This window comes from Rhodococcus tukisamuensis NBRC 100609, assembly GCF_001894985.1.
Classification (GTDB): Bacteria; Actinomycetota; Actinomycetes; order Mycobacteriales; family Mycobacteriaceae; genus Rhodococcus_G; species Rhodococcus_G tukisamuensis.
Map to the genome: position 1 here is coordinate 340,820 of NZ_BCXG01000001.1, position 15,731 is coordinate 356,550.

The window sequence follows — 15,731 nt, forward strand, 5'->3', positions numbered from 1 at the left end:
GCGTGTGCCAGCGCAGGTGGGTGAGCGCAGGTGTGTCAGGCACGGTTGCCGGCCGGGCGGGCAGTTCGGCCCGGCCCGGCCGACTCAGGAGGGTGAGTCGGCCGGGTCGAGGTGCAGCAGCACCTGGGTCGCGACCGGCGCACCGGGCAGGGCGGCGGCCATGGACAGCGCCATGGCCTCGGCGTCCCTGTTGAACTCCACCAGGTCGACGGTGGGGTCCGCGGTCACCGTGACGCGCAGGGTCGGGCGGCCGCGGTCGTCTACGGCCGCGGAGCGTACCGAGCGCACCCCGGGCAGCGCGGAGAGCTCGGCGGCGAGCCCGACGGCCATCGGACTCAGGTCCACCGACAGCTCCGAGCCCGCGTTGTCGACACCGAGCGCAGCGGTGCGGACCTGCACGGTCGAGGTGCGTCCGCGGCGAAGGTTGATCGTCAGCAGGCTCACCCCGACCAGCACGCACACGACGCAGGTGACGGCCAGAGCCGTCGGCCACCAGTCGGCGTCGGGCGCGGCGGCGACGCGAGCCCGGTCGAACCGGCGCACCAGTTCGACGGACGCGTCGAGCCCGGCCCTCCAGGTCACCGCCAGTACGCCGCCGGCGAGCAGCAGGCACCCCGTGGTCAGCACCACGAGCCGGTCCGCGAGGACGGTCCTCCGCTTCACGGGCGCACCCGGCCGATCCGGACGCGCAGCTCGGGCGTCGCGGTCAGCGTCGCCAGGCGCGGCGCGACCGCGTCCCGCACGTCGGCCTGCAGCGAGGCATCGTCGACGTCGCCGTTCGGGACGACGTGCACGGTGGCGCGGCGCCGGTCGACGGTGGTGTGAACCGAGTGCACACCGGCGACCGTGCCCGCGTGCGCACTGCACATCCGGGCCACGTCGGTCGGCCGCAGCCACACCACCGGGAGGTCGGGGCGGCCCAGCGCCAGGTGGGTGCGGGCGGTGGGGGCGAGCGCGAGGTAGACCAGCACCAGCCCACAGACCGCCGCGGCCACACCGGCCGGCAGCATCCAGCCCTGCCAGTGCAGCCCGGCCAGCCAGGTCGCCGAGTTCCGCAGCCAGGCGGCGGGCGCGATGACCTCCTGCGCGATCAGGAACTCGCGGCCCGTCAGGCCCGCGAGCGCCAGCAGCAGGGCCGCCACCAGCAGCGTGACGAATGCCGCGGCGGGCCGGCTGACGGGAGGACGTGCGGCGGGCGGGAGCGCGTCGACGTGGCCGTCCGCGACCAGTTGGCGGGCGTCGACCTCGGCGGGCGACTGCGGGCCGCCGGGCACCGCCGCCGCGACCACGATGTGCAGGGATTCCATCGGAATGCCGCCGAGCGTCCGGATCTGCTCGCCCACCTGCCGGTGGACCTCACGCGAGAGCACCGCGACGGGGCAGGGCCAGGTCACCGCGACGTACAGGGCGACGGCCACCGAGTCGGCACCCATGGCGACCTCGGCGCGCGGCAGGTCCCGGCCGCCGAGCAGGAAGAGCCCGCCGCTGTGCCGGACCACGCCGGGCACCTGCAGCGCGGCGGCCACGGCGATCTTCGCGATCGCCTTGTCCTTGACGATGAGCCGGCCGCGGGCGCCACGCTCCCGGTCGAGTGCGCTGGGTTCGTCCGGCTGGTGCCCGGTGGCGGCGTCGAGTGCGGCGTCGCCGGCGTTCGGGGCGTCAGCCACGGCCCCGGCCCCGCAGCAGGGCGCCGAGGTCCACGTGGCCGTCCCGGTGGGCGCCGATCGCCAGGCCGAGCCCGCCGAGCAGCACCGCGAAGACGAAGCCGCCGAAGCCGCCGATGATGCCGGCCAGCGCCAGCAGTAGGCCCGTGACCAGGCCGATGACAGTGTTGTTCATCGCGGGTGTCCTTCGCTTCGTACGTCCTCGACCGTGACGTGCACCGGTACGGCCAGCTCGGCGGCGAGCGCGGCCCGCACCCGGGCCGCGACCTCGACGACGTTCGCGGGGTAGCGGACGCTGATGTGTACCGCGCAGGCGTCCTCGGTCAACGAGATGCCCGAAACGCGTCGGCCGGGCAGGTAGGTGGCCACCTCGCCGAACTGGCCGCCATGCAGGTCGGCGACGTCGGGAACGGCCAGCACCAGTGCGGCCAGCCGCTCGGCGCGATCGGGCTCCGGCGCGGAGGTCACTGAACCCTCGGCCGGCTGTCGGCTTCCGAGGCGGGCGCGTTCTCGTCGAACAGCACCACGTCGTAGACGGTGATGTTGACCTCGGTGACCTCGAGGCCGGTCATCCGTTCCACCGCCGCGATCACGTTGCGGCGGATCCCGGCCGCCAGTTCGTGCAGCGCCACGCCGTACTCGGCGACGATGCCGATGTCGATGGCGGCCTGCTTGGCGCCGACCTCCACGGCCACGCCCTGGCCGTGGTTGACGCGGGCCCCGGGGATCCGGTCCCGCAGGGCGCCCACCGCGCGGGCCGTGCCGCCGCCGACGTCGAACACCCCGCTGATCTCACGGGTTGCGATGCCGGCGATCTTCGCGACCACCGCGTCCGCGATGATCGTGCGGCCCTGGGCACTCACCAACTCGGTGGAGCCGGCGGTCCCGAACTGTACCGGGCTGTACTGCGTTGGCTGGGATGGTGATTCGGCTCTGCTCGGATCGGTGGTCACAGTGTCAACTGTAGTGAGTACGGGAGCGCCACGACGCCCCTGAGGCGGAATCACCTACCGTGGAGCCGACCGGCGAGAGGTAAGGAAGTTCGAAGATGGGTCAGACCCAGTCGCAGGCCGCGACACCGGCCGCGCCCGAGGCATCGGCGAGCGGTCACGGACGGGGCAAGGTGGTGACGGCGCTGCTCGCGCTGGCGTGCCTGGTGCTGGCCGGGCTCAGCGGGGCGATGTTGTGGCAGCACCGTACGGCCACCGACCGGGAGGCGGACCGAGAGGCGTTCCTGCGGGCCGCCCGCGACGGCGCGATCGCGGTCTCCACGATCGACCACGACCATGCGGAGGCGGACGTGCAACGCGTCCTGGACCTGTCCACCGGTCAGTTCCGGGACGACTTCCAGGAGCGCTCCGAGGCCTACGTCTCGGTGGTGCAGCGCGCGGAGGTGAGCACCACGGGCGCGGAGGCGTCGGCGGGCATCGAGTCGCAGGATGCCGACCGCGCGACGGTCCTCGTGCAGCTCACCTCCACGGTCAGCAACACCGCCGGGGTGCAGGACCAGACCCGCCCGGTGCGACTGCGGATCACGGTGGACAAGACCGACGGACGGTTCAAGATGTCGGACCTGGAGTTCGTGGCATGAGGGGCGCCTCGACGCACCCGGTCCGTCGCCGGCCGTGGACGCGGATCCTGACGGCCGTCGCCGCCGTTCTCGCGATCCTCGCCGGCGCGCTGTACCTGGGCTGGTACCTGCCCGGTCAGCGGGTCGACGACCGGGCCAGGGCAGAGGCCGCGCAGGCCGCGGCCGACGGCGCCGCTGCCCTGCTGACCTACACCCCGGACAGCGTGGCGGCGGACCTGTCGGCCGCCACGGAGCGGCTCACGGGTGAGTACAAGGACTACTACGGCCGGATCGTGGACTCGGTGATCGTGCCGACGGCCCGGGACCAGAAGATCAGCTCCCACGCCACCGTCACCGGTACCGGGGTCGGTTCGCTCGACGCGGATTCGGCGCAGGTGCTGGTGTTCCTGTCCCAGACGTCCACCTCGGCGGACCGGCCGCAGCCGGTCGCGAACACCGCCGGGGCGGTCGTCGAGCTCAGCCGGGTCGACGGTGACTGGCTGATCTCCCGTTTCGACGTCGGCTGACGGTCTTCGGCCCGCCGTCCGTGGGGGCGATCGGAGGCGGTCTCCCGGCGCGCGCACTACTAGAACGTGTGTCAGTTTGGTTTACTGGTGCCCTCGTAGGTCGCGGGACAAGATCAGGCGTGAGAGGTTGAGCGGATGAGCAACGGACAAGTCGGTGCAGCGGGTGACGCTCGCGTCGTCGTGGTGGGTGCCGGACTGGCGGGTCTGCGGACCGCGGAGGAGCTTCGGCGGGCCGGGCACGAGGGCGAAGTGGTGCTCGTCGGCGCCGAGACGCACCTGCCGTACGACCGCCCGCCGCTGTCCAAGGAGGTCGTCCGCGGCGAACGCGACGACGTGACCCTGCGGCCGACGGAGTTCTTCGACGAGCAGGCCATCGAGCTGCGACTGGGCTCCGGCGCGGTCGCGCTGGACACCGCCACCCGCACCGTCGCGCTGGCCGACGGCACCTCCGTGGACTACGACCACCTGGTGATCGCCACCGGACTGCTGCCGCGGCGGATCCCCGGGCTGCCGGACCTCGACGGCGTGCACGTGCTGCGCACGCTCGAGGACTCGCTCGGCCTGCGTGCGGACCTCGTCCCCGGCCGGACCGCGCTCGTCGTCGGCGCCGGTTTCATCGGCTGCGAGCTCGCGGCCAGCATGCGCAAGTCCGGCCTCGAGGTGATCCTGGTCGAGCCGCAGCCGGCGCCGCTGGCGTCGGTGCTGGGGCCGGAGGTCGGCGCACTGGTCGGCCGGTTGCACACCGCCGAGGGCGTCGACGTGCGCACCGGCACCGGGCTGACCGCCCTGCTGGGCGAGGGCCGGGTGCGCGGCGCGGTGCTCTCGGACGGCACCGAGGTCGCCGCCGACCTGGTGGTCATCGGGATCGGCTCTGTTCCGGTCACCGACTGGCTGGCGGACTCCGGGGTGCGGCTCGCCGAGCGCACCGACGGCGGCGGGGTGCTCACGGACGAGACGGGACGCACCAGCGACCCGCAGGTGTGGGCCGTCGGCGACGTCGCCGCGTGGCTGCACCGCGACGGAAGCCGGCGGCGCGTCGAGCACTGGAGCAACGCGGGTGAACAGGCCAAGGCCGTCGCCCTCGCGTTGGTCGGCAGCGACAGCGCGGTTGCCGCGCAGGTGCCGTACTTCTGGAGCGACCAGTACGACCTCAAGGTGCAGGCGCTGGGTGAGCCGTCGGCGACGGACACCGTGCACGTGGTGCGCGACGACGGCCGCAAGTTCCTGGCCTACTACGAACGGGACGGCGCACTGGCCGCGGTGGTCGGCTGCGGCCTCGCCGGCCCGGTGATGAAGATGCGGGCGAAGATCGCCGCCGGGGTGCCGATCGCAGAGGTGCTCGAGCCCGCGGGCGTCTAACGTGAGGGGATGATGCGCGGCCGTCGGGCCCTGCCGGAGCTCACGGAACTCACCGCGGCGCATTGGACGTCGGGGGAGAGCGGGCGGCTGTCCGTGCAGCGGTGCGCGCACTGTCTCCGATGGTCGTTCCCGCCGGTGTCACACTGCCGGCACTGCTGGCGTGACGACTTCACCTACGAGCCGGTCACCGGCAAGGGCGCACTGCTGAGCTGGACCGAGGTGTTCGAGTCCGTCGCGTCTGCCCCGCAGCCGCCGTACCTCGTCGCGGTGGTGGAACTCGAGGAGGGGGTCCGGCTGTTGCTCGGCCTGACCGACGCCTCGCGGGATGCCCTGCGGGTCGGTGCGCCGACCCGGCTGGTCTTCGAGCCGATCGGCGAGGGGGTCTGGTTGCCGCTGGCCGAACTCGAGGAGTGGGAGCAGCCGGAGGACCGTCTCGAGGCGGTGTCGTGAGCGGCGTGGGCCGATGACGGGCGCCGTGGTCAGCGGGGTGGCCCGGGTGCCGGTCGCTGGCACCGACGGCGCGGTGGCCGCGGTGTTGGGTGCGCTGACCGACGCCGGACTTGCCGGTTCGGCGGTCGAGGGCGTGCTGGTGTGTGGAGTCCCGGCGGTGGAGGGACTCGACCTGGGCTTCGAATTGTCCTGGGCGGCAGCAGAACCGAATCGATTCGCGGTGGTCGCCGGGGTCGCGTCCGCGGCTGCGGTGGTGTCGGCGGGGTTGGCCGCGCACGTGGTGTGCGTGGACGCGGCCGCGCCGGTGCGATTTCTCGGCGCGGGGTCCGGCGGCGCCCCGGAGTACCGGATCGGTGGCCGTGGCACGGCGTCCGGGTGGGCGCAGTGGCATGCGCCCTACGGCGCGGACTCGGTGTTGGTCGAGGTGGCACTGGCCGCCCGGGCGTACGTCGAGCGGTTCGGCCTGACCCGCGCCGAGCTGGCGCAGGTGGCGCTCGCAGCCCACGCCCATGTGGGTGACCCGCTCGGGTTGGCCGAGTACCTGGCGGCGCCGATGCTGGCGGACCCGCTGTGCCGGTACGACCGCGCCACCCCGGTCGCGGGCGCCGCGGCGATCGTGCTCAGTGACGCGGACCTCGCGTCGGACCTGGCGGGCGAGGCCGTGGCGGTGGCGGGCCTCGGGTCGGCCAGGTCCTCGGTTCCGCTGTGGGAGCAGCAGTCCGAACCCGACGCGACCGCGATCCACCGGGCGGCCGAGCGGATGTGGCGCAGCACCGGACTCGCCCCCGCCGACGTCGACGTGGCGGTACTCGGCGACGAACTGTCCTTCCTGACGGTGCTCTGGCTGGAGGCGCTCGGCTTCTGCGGGACCGGTGAAGCCCGGTATCTTCTTGGGAGGAAACAAACTTCACGTGGCCTCGAGGTGGCGGTCAATCCGCACGGCGGCCAGCTCGGCGCCGGCGGGTCGGCCGGCCTGGACCTCGTGGTGGAGGCGGTGACACAGCTGCGCGGCGGGGCTCCCGCCACCGCGGGCGCCCAGGTACCCGCGGTGGCGGCGGTGGGACTCGGCGAGGGCACCGTGGCCGGCTGCCTGCTGCTGACGCGCTGACCGCGGTCCGCTTGTCTCGAGTTACGTTAATCTCGACAGTCGAGATAGTTCTTGGTCGAGAGAGTTGGGGTCGCCGGGTTGAACGAGGTCGGCGAACGAGGAGGGCGTGTGGTGGGCAGGCAGGCGACGGGACGGCGCGCCGCGGGCGAACGGGTGGCGGGCTCGGTGGAGTCGGACGGCGCCGATGCCGCGCTGGCGCTCGTCCGTCGGTTGCGCGGGCTGGCGTCGGACCTGGACCAGCTCGGTGCCACCTTTGCCGAGCGAAACTCGTTGCACGCCACGGATCTTCGTGCGCTGGTGTTGCTGCTGGACGCCGACCGTGCGCAACTGGCCGCGACCCCCGGATGGCTGGCCGCCCAGCTCGGACTGGGTTCGGCCGCGACGACGGCCCTGCTGGACCGGTTGGAGCGGGCCGGGCACCTGGTGCGGTCGGCCGACCCCGGCGACCGTCGCCGGGTGCTGCTACGGGTCCAGGAGCAGGCGCGGTACCTGGGGTGGTCGTTCTTCGCCCCGCTGGTGGGGCGGGTGGACGCGGCGATGGCGGACTTCGACGCCGACGAGCGTGCCACGGTCGCCCGCTTCCTGGGCGCGATGGACGGGGCGCTGGCGGCGGAGCCGGACCGCTCGGACCGGCGGGGCGGCCGCGGCGATAGGTTTGACGGGTGATTGTTGCGCTCATCGACTCGGGCCTGGGGATGCTGCCCACTTCGGCGTGGCTGCGGCGGCTTCGCCCCGACCTCGATCTGCTGCTCTGCCTCGACCCGGACGGGGCGCCCTGGGGTCCGAAGCCGCGGGAATGGGTGATCGAGCGGGCGGTCGGGGCGGCCGAGCGGGCGGTGGGCCTGGGCGCCGAGGTCGTCGTGGTGCCGTGCAACACCGCCAGTGTCACCGCGCTCGAGCACATCAGGGACCGACTCGGCCCCGGCGTCCCGGTGGTGGGGACCGTGCCCGCGATCAAGCCGGCGGCCGCGGTCTCGCGGTCCGTCGCGATCTGGGCGACGGCGGCGACCACCGTGAGTGACTACCAGGCTGACCTGATCGCCCGGTTCGGGAACGGTGCCGTCGTCACCGGGGTGGCCTGTCACGGGTTGGCCGACGCGATCGACCGCGGCGATGCCGGGCAGGTGAGCGCCGCGATCGCCGAGGCGGTCGCGCACACCCCCGCCGGCTGCGACGCCGTGGTCCTCGGCTGCACCCACTACCCGCTGGTCGAGGCGGAGATCGCCGCCCGGCTGCCGGCCGGTGTCACGCTGTTCGACAGCGCGGAGGCGGTGGCGGCGCAGACGGTGCGCCGGATCCAGGCCCTCGGCCGCGACAGCACTGGGGCCGGTGCCGTGTCGGTGCTGCTCAGCGGCAGGCCGGGTGAGCTGCCTGCGAGCGCACTGAACTACGACGCGGGCAGGGTGCTCGCGGACCCTACGCGCCTGCCCCGCTGAGCTGGGCCAGGCCCGCGACCACCAGGCGTGCGACGCCGCGCAGGTCCTCGGCGCGGTCCCGGGCCAGTTCGTCGAGGTCACGCAGGCGGTCGGCGCCGGCGGCGGCGAACATCGCGGCCACCCAGGCGGTGGCGCTGGAGTCGAGCGCCCGGGCAGACGCGGCGAACGGCGAGCTGGCCCGGAGCACCTCGATCGTCGCGTCGTGCAGGTAGCTGCGCAGCCGCCGGAGGTGTTCGCGCACCGCGGGGTGGGTGTCGGCCTCGCGCCAGATGATCACCCGCATCACCGAGGAGTGGTGATCGCGCAGGTTCAGCGCGGCGTCGAGGTTCACCAGCGTCGACTCGGGTTGTCCGGTGACCACCAGGTCGGCCACGTCGGCGAGCGGTTCGGCGGGCAGGCGCTCGGTGACCAGTGTCGTCAGCAGCGACTCCTTGGTGGGGAAGTAGTAGAAGACCAGTCCCTTGGGGACGCCGGCCTGTGCCGCGACGGCCGCAGTGGGGGTGGCGTCGAAGCCCCGTGCTGCGAAGAGTTCCTCGGCGGCGTCGAGGATCAGCTTCCTCGCGTCGCCGTCCGCTCTGGCCGTCCGGCGCCGACGCGGACCCGGCATCGTCAGGTACCTCCGAACGTGAGGGTGGGGCGAGCGGCGGCGCTCGCCCCACGGGATTGTCGTCCTTTCGCAGTGTCGTCGGCGGGGGTCAATGCGCCGCCAGTCCGCCCCGGTGACCGATGTGCATCGGGGAGCTGTCCGGGAGCGCGGCCATCGCCACCACCGCGGTCAGCACGCCGCCCACCCACGAGGTCCATGCGGCGCCCGTCAGGTGCGAGAAGCTGGTGACCCAGGGGGAGATGAACATCAGGACGCCGAGCACACCCATTGCCCAGACGACCATCTCGGTACCGGGGGACGCCAGGTTGGCGAGCCCGGTCACGGCCACGAGCACGCCGAGAACGATCATCGACCACCGCGCGGCGCTGTTGGTGTCAACCCAGATCGGCGAGAGCGCCACAACCGCACCGATCACCACGGCGGCCCAGTCCTGCCACCGAGACCATTCGACCTTCATTTCTGCCTCCTCGACGAGGGAACTCCTGACTCCGGTATAGACCTGATTGACCGGCCGGTCAATGGCCTGGAATCCGGCGCCGACCAGGCCTTCGTGGGACGCTGTGAGGCATGCACGACGAGGTGGTCAGGGCGCTGGGCGAGGTGGCGGACGCGGGCGACGCGCAGCACCTGCAACGGTTCTTCAAGACCGGCCCCGGCGATTACGGCGAGGGCGACCTGTTCATCGGAGTCCGGGTGCCTGCCACCCGGAAGGTCGCCGCGCGGTTCGCGGACCTGCCGCTGCCGGAGGTCGACGCGCTGCTCGACAGCCCGGTGCACGAACACCGGCTGGCCGCGCTGCTGATCCTGGTCGGGCGATTCGAACGCGCCGGCGCGGTGCGCACGCGAGACGAGGCGGAACGGGAACGGATCGCCGACTGCTACCTGGCCGCGGTGCTGCGCGGGCGGGTGAACAACTGGGACCTGGTCGACAGCTCCGCCGAGCGGGTGCTCGGTGGCTGGCTCTACGACCGGCCCCGGGACCTGGTGTTCACGCTGGGCGACGACGACGACCTGTGGCGCCGTCGGGTGGCGCTGCTGACGACCTTCGGGTTCATCCGGCGGGGCGACGCGTCGACCACGCTCGAGTTGGCGCCGCGACTGCTGGGCGACCGCCGGGACCTCACCCAGAAGGCGCTCGGCTGGATGCTCCGCGAGGTGGGCAAGCGGGTGGACCGGGTGCTGCTGACCGGGTTCCTGGACCGCTACGCCGCGGAGATGGGCGCCGTCGCGCTCAGCTACGCCACCGAGCACCTCGACGCGGACGCCCGCGCCGGATACCGGCGCGGGCGTCGACTGGGATCATCGAAAGGCGGGGCTGCGAAGAGCAGTGCCTCGAAGAGAAGTGCCCCGGAGGGCGGGTAGAGCGGGCTGTCAGAACTCGATCTTGACGTGGTCGGAGACCGGGCGGGCCTGGCAGCCGAGGATGTAGCCGGCGGCGATGTCCTCGGGGTCGAGGATCTCGCTGTTGCCCATCTCCACGTTGCCCTCGAGCACGGTGCAGGCGCAGGAGCCGCACTCGCCCTCCTGGCAGGAGTAGGGCACGTCCAGTCCCTTGGACAGCATGATGTCGACGAGCGTCTGCTTGCGCGGCCAGCTCATCTTGTGGGTCTCGCCGTCGAGCTGCACCTCCACGGTGGCGGCGTCGGCGGCCTCCTCCTCGGTGACCTCCTCGACGACGACGTCCTGGAAGGGGTCGCCGGCGAGCGAGTTGAACACCTCGGCGTGCACCTGGGTGCGCGGGACGCCGGCCTCGGCGAGCGCCTTGTGCACGGTGTCCATGAAGGGGCCGGGGCCGCACATGAACGACTCGTAGCCGCCGAACGGCGTGGCCAGGGTCGCGAACTGGTCCGGCGTCGGCAGGCCCTGCAGGCTCTCCAGCCAGTGGATGACGGTGAGGCGGGTGGGGTACTGGGCGGCGAGCCCGCGCAGTTCGTCGCGGAAGATCACCGACTTCTCGTCGCGGTTGGCGTAGACCAGGACCACCTTGCCGGAGCCCTCGGTGAGCGCCGACTTCAGGATCGACATCACCGGGGTGATGCCGCTGCCCGCGCCCCAGAGCAGGAAGTCGTGGTCGAGCGACTTCGGCGTGAAGACGCCGGACGGCGGCAGCACCTCGATGGTGTCGCCGACCTTGACGTTGTCGCAGAGCCAGTTGGAGCCGTAGCCGTCGGCGGTCCGCTTGACGGTGACCTTGGGCTCGGCGTCGGTGAACGGCGAGCTGGCCAGCGAGTAGCAGCGGGCGACGGAACCGGTCCGGTCGCTGGGGATGCGCAGGGTCAGGAACTGTCCGGGCTTGTAGTCGAACTTGCTGCGCACCTCGTCGGCGACCGCAAAGACCAGCGAGCGCGCGTCGGAGGTCTCCTCGATGACCCCGGACACGGTGAGCACAACCGACCTGGAGCTGTGCGGCACGTCAACAGTGGTCATCGGTGGATCCTCTCAGGGTGAATCTCGAACTGGGCTGAATCTGGAACGTGTTCTAGTTTCGAATCTAGCAGGAAACCATGGAACCAGCAGGATGCTAATTTGCGTCGGCCGATTCCCGATAATCGGGACAAGCTTCACTCACGCGTTCGCGGGCCGCTGTCGATCCAGCTGCACGCCGAGTCCGGAGATCAGGGTCTCGACGCCAAAGCGGTAGAAGTCCTGGGCGTGCACCCCGTCCAGGTGCCGGGCCGCCCGGGCGATGGCCTCCGGCAGGCCGGTCCGGTCCGGAATCGTCGGCTCCTGGTCGGCGATCCCGCTGCGGCCGAACAGGTAGGTGTGGATCGCGACGTACGCGAGCAGCACGTTGCGCTCCGAGAACCCCGCGTCGAACAGGATCTCCATCACGAGTTCGATCAGGTGCCGTTGCTTGCGCAGCATCTGCTCGAGCAGCACCTCGCCCAAGCCCGGGTAGCGGGCGAGGCGGTCGTCGATCTGGTCGATCAGGGTCCGCAGCCGGGCCTGCCAGTCCCCGCCGGAGTCCGGTGCGGTGATGTCGGCGAGTGCGGCGGTGGCCACCAGGTCCAGCAGTTCGCGCTTGTCGGAGACGTAGTAGTACGGGGCCATCGCCGAGACGCCCAACTCGCGGGAGAGGCGGCGCATGGAGAGCTTGTCGAGCCCGTCCTCGTGCACCACGCGCAGCGCCGCCGCGACGATCTCTTCCTCGGAGAGGTTCCCGTGTGTGGGGCCGGACACCGGTGCGCCGCCGGCTGTGTTGCGGCCGGCCGGCCGTCCCAGGATCACGGACTTGTCCGTCATCATGTCCTCAGTGATCAACGATCTTGATCATCGGCGGTAGCGAGCGGTGGCAGCGCACGCTGTGCATTGGGATCGACGGGTTGTCGGCCCCGTTCTCCCATTTTAGGGCCTGTAGACCCCGATGGGGTGGGCTCGGTGGAACTGGTTCGACATCGTGGGCATTCCGGTCACCTCGGAGGGCAGGGCGCGCCGACGGAGGTGAGGGACCCGACGCCGTGGGTCAGCGTCTCGCCGCCCGCGCGCAACAGGTCGGCCAGGTCCAGGGAGTCGTCGGTCAGCCACTGCTCGTACGCGGACAGTGCGACGCCGAGGACCATCCAGCCGACGGTGCGCGGCAGGTGGTCCGTGGCGTCACAGCCGAGCCGGACGGCCGTGTACTCCGCGATCACGTCACGCCAGCCGTTGTACATCACCATCGAGTAGGCCTGCAGCGCAGGAGCTTTCAGGATGATCTCCATCCGGCTCCGGTGCAGCGGGGCCACATCCGGCGGGAACCGGTTGAACTCCAGCAGCGCGGTGGTCAGGCCCTCGGCGAGCTGGATGTCGTCGGGCAGTGCGGCGAGCAGCGAGCGCATGTCGGCCAGGTGGTTGTCGAAGTCGCCCCATGGGATGGCGTTCTTGGACGGGAAGTAGCGGAAGAACGTCCGTCGCGCGATGCCGGCGGCCTCGGCGATCTGGTCGACGCTGGTCTCCTCGAATCCGTGTGCGGCGAACAGTTCGATGCCGACGGAGCTGATCCGCTCGCGCGTGGTCGACGGTCGCCGACCCGTGCGACCTCGCGTGGTGCTGGGACTTTCCGCCAATTTCGCCTCCGGGCTTTCATTATGCACTCGATGCCATTATTGTCGTGAGCCGAGTCACAGTGGTACTCGCTGAGACCGTCGATCACCCTGACACAGGAGGTAAGCCAGATGGCCGACCATCGCGAAAATGCCGTTGCCGAGACCGAGCTCGTCCAGGAGTCGCTCGTGGAAGAGGTCTCGATCGACGGCATGTGCGGCGTGTACTGATCGTGGATCTCGACACCGGGTGGTCTCTCCACCCGCAGGTGGCGCTTCGCCCCGAGCCATTCGGGGCGTTGCTCTACCACTTCGGCACCAGGAAGCTCTCGTTCCTGAAGAACACCGTCATCGTCGGCATCGTCACCTCGCTGGCGGAGCACCCCGATGCCCGGACCGCGATCCGGGCCGCCGGGATCGACGACGCCCAGGTGGACACCTATGCGCGCGCCCTGGCCACCCTGGCCGAGTCGCAGATGATCGTGCGGGCTCCGGCCGGCGCGACGTCCGCAGCCTGACGCTGCTCCAGCCCCGCACGTCACCGACATTCTCCCCTCGCGAGGACACCAAGCCCATGACTTCCATGCTCGATCGCCCCGCGCCGGCCCCCGTCGGCCGCCTGGTCGACCAGTTCGAACTCGGCCTCGACGCCCCGATCTGTCTGACGTGGGAACTCACCTACGCCTGCAACCTCTCGTGCGTGCACTGCCTGTCCTCCTCCGGTCGTCGCGACCCGCGTGAGCTGTCCACCGAGCAGTGCAAGTCGATCATCGACGAGCTGCAGCGGATGCAGGTGTTCTACGTCAACATCGGCGGCGGCGAGCCCACGGTCCGCTCGGACTTCTGGGAGCTGGTCGACTACGCGACCGACCACCAGGTCGGCGTCAAGTTTTCCACCAACGGCGTCAAGATCGACAAGAAGGTCGCCGCCCGCCTGGCCGCCAGCGACTACGTCGACGTGCAGATCTCCATCGACGGCGCCACCGCGGAGGTCAACGACGCGGTCCGCGGCCCCGGGTCCTTCGCGATGGCCGTCCGCGCACTGGAGAACCTCGCCGAGGCCGGGTTCAAGGACGCGAAGATCTCGGTCGTCGTCACCCGCCACAACGTGTCCCAGCTCGACGACTTCAAGGCGCTCGCCGACAAGTACGGCGCCACCCTGCGGATCACCCGGCTGCGCCCCTCCGGCCGCGGCGCCGACGTGTGGGACGACCTGCACCCCACCGCCGGCCAGCAGCGTGAGCTCTACGACTGGCTCGTCGCCAACGGTGACGGGGTGCTCACCGGCGACTCGTTCTTCCACCTGTCCGCGTACGGCGACGCCCTGCCCGGGCTCAACCTGTGTGGCGCCGGCCGGGTGGTGTGCCTGATCGACCCCGTCGGCGACGTGTACGCGTGCCCCTTCGCGATCCACGAGCAGTTCCTGGCCGGGAACATCGTGAGCGACGGCGGATTCCAGCACGTCTGGCAGCACTCGGAGCTGTTCGCGGACCTGCGCTCCCCGCAGACCGGCGGCGCCTGCACCAAGTGCAGCCACTACGACGCCTGCCGCGGCGGCTGCATGGCGGCGAAGTTCTTCACCGGCCTGCCGATGGACGGCCCCGACCCGGAGTGCGTCATCGGCAACGGCGAGGCCGCGCTGGCCGCCGACCGCGGCGAGCTGCCGAAGTCCCACGTGGACCACTCGCGCACCGGACAGCGTCGTACCCCGCGGGCACCCGTGCCGCTGCAGCTGATGGTCCGCCCCCCGGCCAAGATCTGTGACGAAAACCCGCTCGCGGGAATGGAATAGAGGATTCTCTTCATGGCTAAGAACGCCTGGTTCGAAACCGTGGCCGAGGCGCAGCGACGCGCCCAGAAGCGGCTGCCGAAGTCCGTCTACATGGCGCTGGTCGCCGGGTCCGAGAAGGGACTGACGGTCGACGACAACATCGCGGCCTTCAGCGAGCTCGGCTTCGCCCCGCACGTCGCGGGACTGCACGACAAGCGGGAGATGGCGACCGAGGTCATGGGGCAGCCCATCTCGATGCCCGTGCTGATCTCGCCGACCGGCGTGCAGGCCGTCCACCCGGAGGGCGAGGTCGCGGTGGCCCGCGCCGCCGCCGCCCGCGGGGTCGCGATGGGACTGAGCTCGTTCGCGAGCCGCTCCATCGAGGACGTCGCCGCGGCCAACCCGCAGACGTTCTTCCAGATGTACTGGGTGGGCGACCGCGACACCCTGGTCCAGCGCATGGAGCGGGCCCGCGCGGCCGGCGCCACGGGTCTGATCATGACCCTGGACTGGTCGTTCTCGATGGGGCGGGACTGGGGCAGCCCGGCCATCCCGGAGAAGATGAACCTCAAGGCGATGATGCAGAACGCGCCGGAGGCCATCATGCGTCCGCGCTGGCTGATGGACTTCGCCAAGACCGGCAAGGTCCCGGACCTGACGACGCCGAACCTGATCAAGCCCGGCCAGCCGGCGCCCACCTTCTTCGGTGCGTACGGCGAGTGGATGGGCACGCCGCTGCCCACCTGGGAGGACGTCGCCTGGCTGCGCGAGCAGTGGGGCGGGCCGTTCATGCTCAAGGGCGTCATGCGTGTCGACGACGCGAAGCGCGCCGTCGACGCCGGTTGCTCCGCGATCTCCGTGTCCAACCACGGCGGTAACAACCTCGACGGCACCCCCGCTCCGATCCGGGCGCTGCCGGCGATCTCCGAGGCCGTGGGCGACCAGCTCGAGGTGCTCCTCGACGGTGGCATCCGTCGTGGCAGCGACGTCGTCAAGGCCCTCGCGCTCGGTGCCAAGGCCGTGATGATCGGCCGCGGCTACCTCTGGGGTCTCGCGGCGAACGGTCAGGCCGGCGTCGAGAACGTCCTGGACATCCTGCGCAGCGGCATCGACTCGGCCGTGCTGGGTCTCGGGCACTCGTCGATCGCGGAGCTGTCCCCGTCCGACCTGGTGATCCCGGCCGACTTCCGCCGCGACCTCGGCGTCTAGGACGCCGC

At 71.4% G+C, this 15,731-nt stretch carries 22 protein-coding genes; 12 read left to right on the plus strand and 10 right to left on the minus strand.

Annotation, left to right across the window (positions count from 1 at the left end; all coding sequences use genetic code 11):
- Nucleotides 1-84: 84 nt before the first annotated feature.
- Genes RT2_RS01570 through RT2_RS01590 form a run of 5 tightly spaced genes read right to left on the minus strand, consistent with a single transcriptional unit; the run spans nt 85 to nt 2,617 of the window.
- Nucleotides 85-663 (minus strand): Asp23/Gls24 family envelope stress response protein, encoded by a 579-nt coding sequence (locus RT2_RS01570; protein ID WP_072842738.1) that lies wholly within the window; start codon nt 661-663, stop codon nt 85-87.
- A complete protein-coding gene (locus tag RT2_RS01575) occupies nt 660-1,667 on the minus strand; it encodes a DUF6286 domain-containing Asp23/Gls24 family envelope stress response protein (RefSeq protein ID WP_083576996.1) in 1,008 nt (335 codons plus the stop codon). The genes RT2_RS01570 and RT2_RS01575 overlap by 4 nt, the downstream gene beginning before the upstream one ends.
- On the minus strand, nt 1,660-1,839 hold the full coding sequence (locus RT2_RS01580) for a DUF2273 domain-containing protein (RefSeq protein ID WP_072842739.1): 180 nt from the start codon (nt 1,837-1,839) through the stop codon (nt 1,660-1,662). Before RT2_RS01580 ends, RT2_RS01575 begins: the two co-directional genes overlap by 8 nt.
- A complete protein-coding gene (locus tag RT2_RS01585) occupies nt 1,836-2,132 on the minus strand; it encodes a hypothetical protein (protein ID WP_072842740.1) in 297 nt (98 codons plus the stop codon). Before RT2_RS01585 ends, RT2_RS01580 begins: the two co-directional genes overlap by 4 nt.
- A complete protein-coding gene (locus RT2_RS01590) occupies nt 2,129-2,617 on the minus strand; it encodes an Asp23/Gls24 family envelope stress response protein (protein WP_072842741.1) in 489 nt (162 codons plus the stop codon). The genes RT2_RS01585 and RT2_RS01590 overlap by 4 nt, the downstream gene beginning before the upstream one ends.
- Before the next feature lie 95 nt (nt 2,618-2,712).
- Here RT2_RS01590 and RT2_RS01595 point away from each other — a divergent pair, with 95 nt between their 5' ends.
- From RT2_RS01595 to RT2_RS01625, 7 genes are all read left to right on the plus strand, one after another.
- Complete coding sequence (locus RT2_RS01595) at nt 2,713-3,255, plus strand: Rv1363c family protein (RefSeq protein WP_072842742.1); 543 nt, start codon at nt 2,713-2,715, stop codon at nt 3,253-3,255.
- Nucleotides 3,252-3,761 carry a hypothetical protein gene (locus RT2_RS25240; protein ID WP_072842743.1) on the plus strand — a complete coding sequence of 170 codons (510 nt, stop codon included), beginning with the start codon at nt 3,252-3,254 and terminating at the stop codon, nt 3,759-3,761. Before RT2_RS01595 ends, RT2_RS25240 begins: the two co-directional genes overlap by 4 nt.
- Before the next feature lie 135 nt (nt 3,762-3,896).
- Nucleotides 3,897-5,120 carry an NAD(P)/FAD-dependent oxidoreductase gene (locus RT2_RS01605; protein ID WP_072842744.1) on the plus strand — a complete coding sequence of 408 codons (1,224 nt, stop codon included), beginning with the start codon at nt 3,897-3,899 and terminating at the stop codon, nt 5,118-5,120.
- A gap of 9 nt (nt 5,121-5,129) precedes the next feature.
- Nucleotides 5,130-5,570 carry a Zn-ribbon domain-containing OB-fold protein gene (locus RT2_RS01610; protein ID WP_072842745.1) on the plus strand — a complete coding sequence of 147 codons (441 nt, stop codon included), beginning with the start codon at nt 5,130-5,132 and terminating at the stop codon, nt 5,568-5,570.
- 13 nt (nt 5,571-5,583) lie between these two features.
- Complete coding sequence (locus RT2_RS01615) at nt 5,584-6,678, plus strand: thiolase family protein (RefSeq protein ID WP_072842746.1); 1,095 nt, start codon at nt 5,584-5,586, stop codon at nt 6,676-6,678.
- Between the two features lie 111 nt (nt 6,679-6,789).
- Nucleotides 6,790-7,344, plus strand: coding sequence for a MarR family winged helix-turn-helix transcriptional regulator (locus tag RT2_RS01620; protein ID WP_245709449.1), 555 nt, complete (start codon nt 6,790-6,792; stop codon nt 7,342-7,344).
- Nucleotides 7,341-8,114 carry a glutamate racemase gene (locus RT2_RS01625; protein WP_072842747.1) on the plus strand — a complete coding sequence of 258 codons (774 nt, stop codon included), beginning with the start codon at nt 7,341-7,343 and terminating at the stop codon, nt 8,112-8,114. The genes RT2_RS01620 and RT2_RS01625 overlap by 4 nt, the downstream gene beginning before the upstream one ends.
- Here RT2_RS01625 and RT2_RS01630 read toward each other — a convergent pair.
- Nucleotides 8,095-8,721 carry a TetR/AcrR family transcriptional regulator gene (locus RT2_RS01630; protein ID WP_072842748.1) on the minus strand — a complete coding sequence of 209 codons (627 nt, stop codon included), beginning with the start codon at nt 8,719-8,721 and terminating at the stop codon, nt 8,095-8,097. The genes RT2_RS01625 and RT2_RS01630 overlap by 20 nt on opposite strands.
- 88 nt (nt 8,722-8,809) lie before the next feature.
- Entirely contained in the window at nt 8,810-9,178 is a 369-nt protein-coding gene (locus tag RT2_RS01635) for an SPW repeat protein (protein WP_072842749.1), read from the minus strand.
- A 110-nt stretch (nt 9,179-9,288) separates the two neighbouring features.
- Here RT2_RS01635 and RT2_RS01640 point away from each other — a divergent pair, with 110 nt between their 5' ends.
- Nucleotides 9,289-10,083, plus strand: coding sequence for a DNA alkylation repair protein (locus tag RT2_RS01640; protein WP_083576999.1), 795 nt, complete (start codon nt 9,289-9,291; stop codon nt 10,081-10,083).
- A gap of 9 nt (nt 10,084-10,092) precedes the next feature.
- Here RT2_RS01640 and RT2_RS01645 read toward each other — a convergent pair whose 3' ends face one another.
- The 3 genes from RT2_RS01645 to mftR form a co-directional block, all read right to left on the minus strand.
- The gene (locus tag RT2_RS01645; RefSeq protein ID WP_072842750.1) at nt 10,093-11,148 is read right to left on the minus strand and encodes a ferredoxin--NADP reductase; all 1,056 of its coding nucleotides are present in this window, start codon (nt 11,146-11,148) and stop codon (nt 10,093-10,095) included.
- A gap of 138 nt (nt 11,149-11,286) precedes the next feature.
- Entirely contained in the window at nt 11,287-11,982 is a 696-nt protein-coding gene (gene mftR2, locus RT2_RS01650; protein WP_245709448.1) for a mycofactocin system transcriptional regulator MftR2, read from the minus strand.
- Nucleotides 11,983-12,131: 149 nt separating this feature from the next.
- Nucleotides 12,132-12,767, minus strand: a complete 636-nt coding sequence (gene mftR, locus RT2_RS01655) for a mycofactocin system transcriptional regulator MftR (protein WP_072842751.1) — start codon at nt 12,765-12,767, stop codon at nt 12,132-12,134.
- 108 nt (nt 12,768-12,875) lie between these two features.
- Between mftR and mftA the strand changes: the two genes are divergently transcribed.
- Genes mftA through mftD form a run of 4 tightly spaced genes read left to right on the plus strand, consistent with a single transcriptional unit; the run spans nt 12,876 to nt 15,723 of the window.
- Nucleotides 12,876-12,974 (plus strand): mycofactocin precursor MftA, encoded by a 99-nt coding sequence (gene mftA / locus RT2_RS01660; protein ID WP_072842752.1) that lies wholly within the window; start codon nt 12,876-12,878, stop codon nt 12,972-12,974.
- The gene (gene mftB, locus RT2_RS01665; RefSeq protein ID WP_072842753.1) at nt 12,959-13,261 is read left to right on the plus strand and encodes a mycofactocin biosynthesis chaperone MftB; all 303 of its coding nucleotides are present in this window, start codon (nt 12,959-12,961) and stop codon (nt 13,259-13,261) included. The genes mftA and mftB overlap by 16 nt, the downstream gene beginning before the upstream one ends.
- A 56-nt stretch (nt 13,262-13,317) precedes the next feature.
- Nucleotides 13,318-14,535: a mycofactocin radical SAM maturase gene (gene mftC / locus RT2_RS01670; RefSeq protein WP_072842754.1), complete on the plus strand. Its 1,218-nt coding sequence runs from the start codon at nt 13,318-13,320 to the stop codon at nt 14,533-14,535.
- A 12-nt stretch (nt 14,536-14,547) separates the two neighbouring features.
- A complete protein-coding gene (gene mftD, locus RT2_RS01675; RefSeq protein WP_072842755.1) occupies nt 14,548-15,723 on the plus strand; it encodes a pre-mycofactocin synthase MftD in 1,176 nt (391 codons plus the stop codon).
- Nucleotides 15,724-15,731 lie beyond the last annotated feature (8 nt).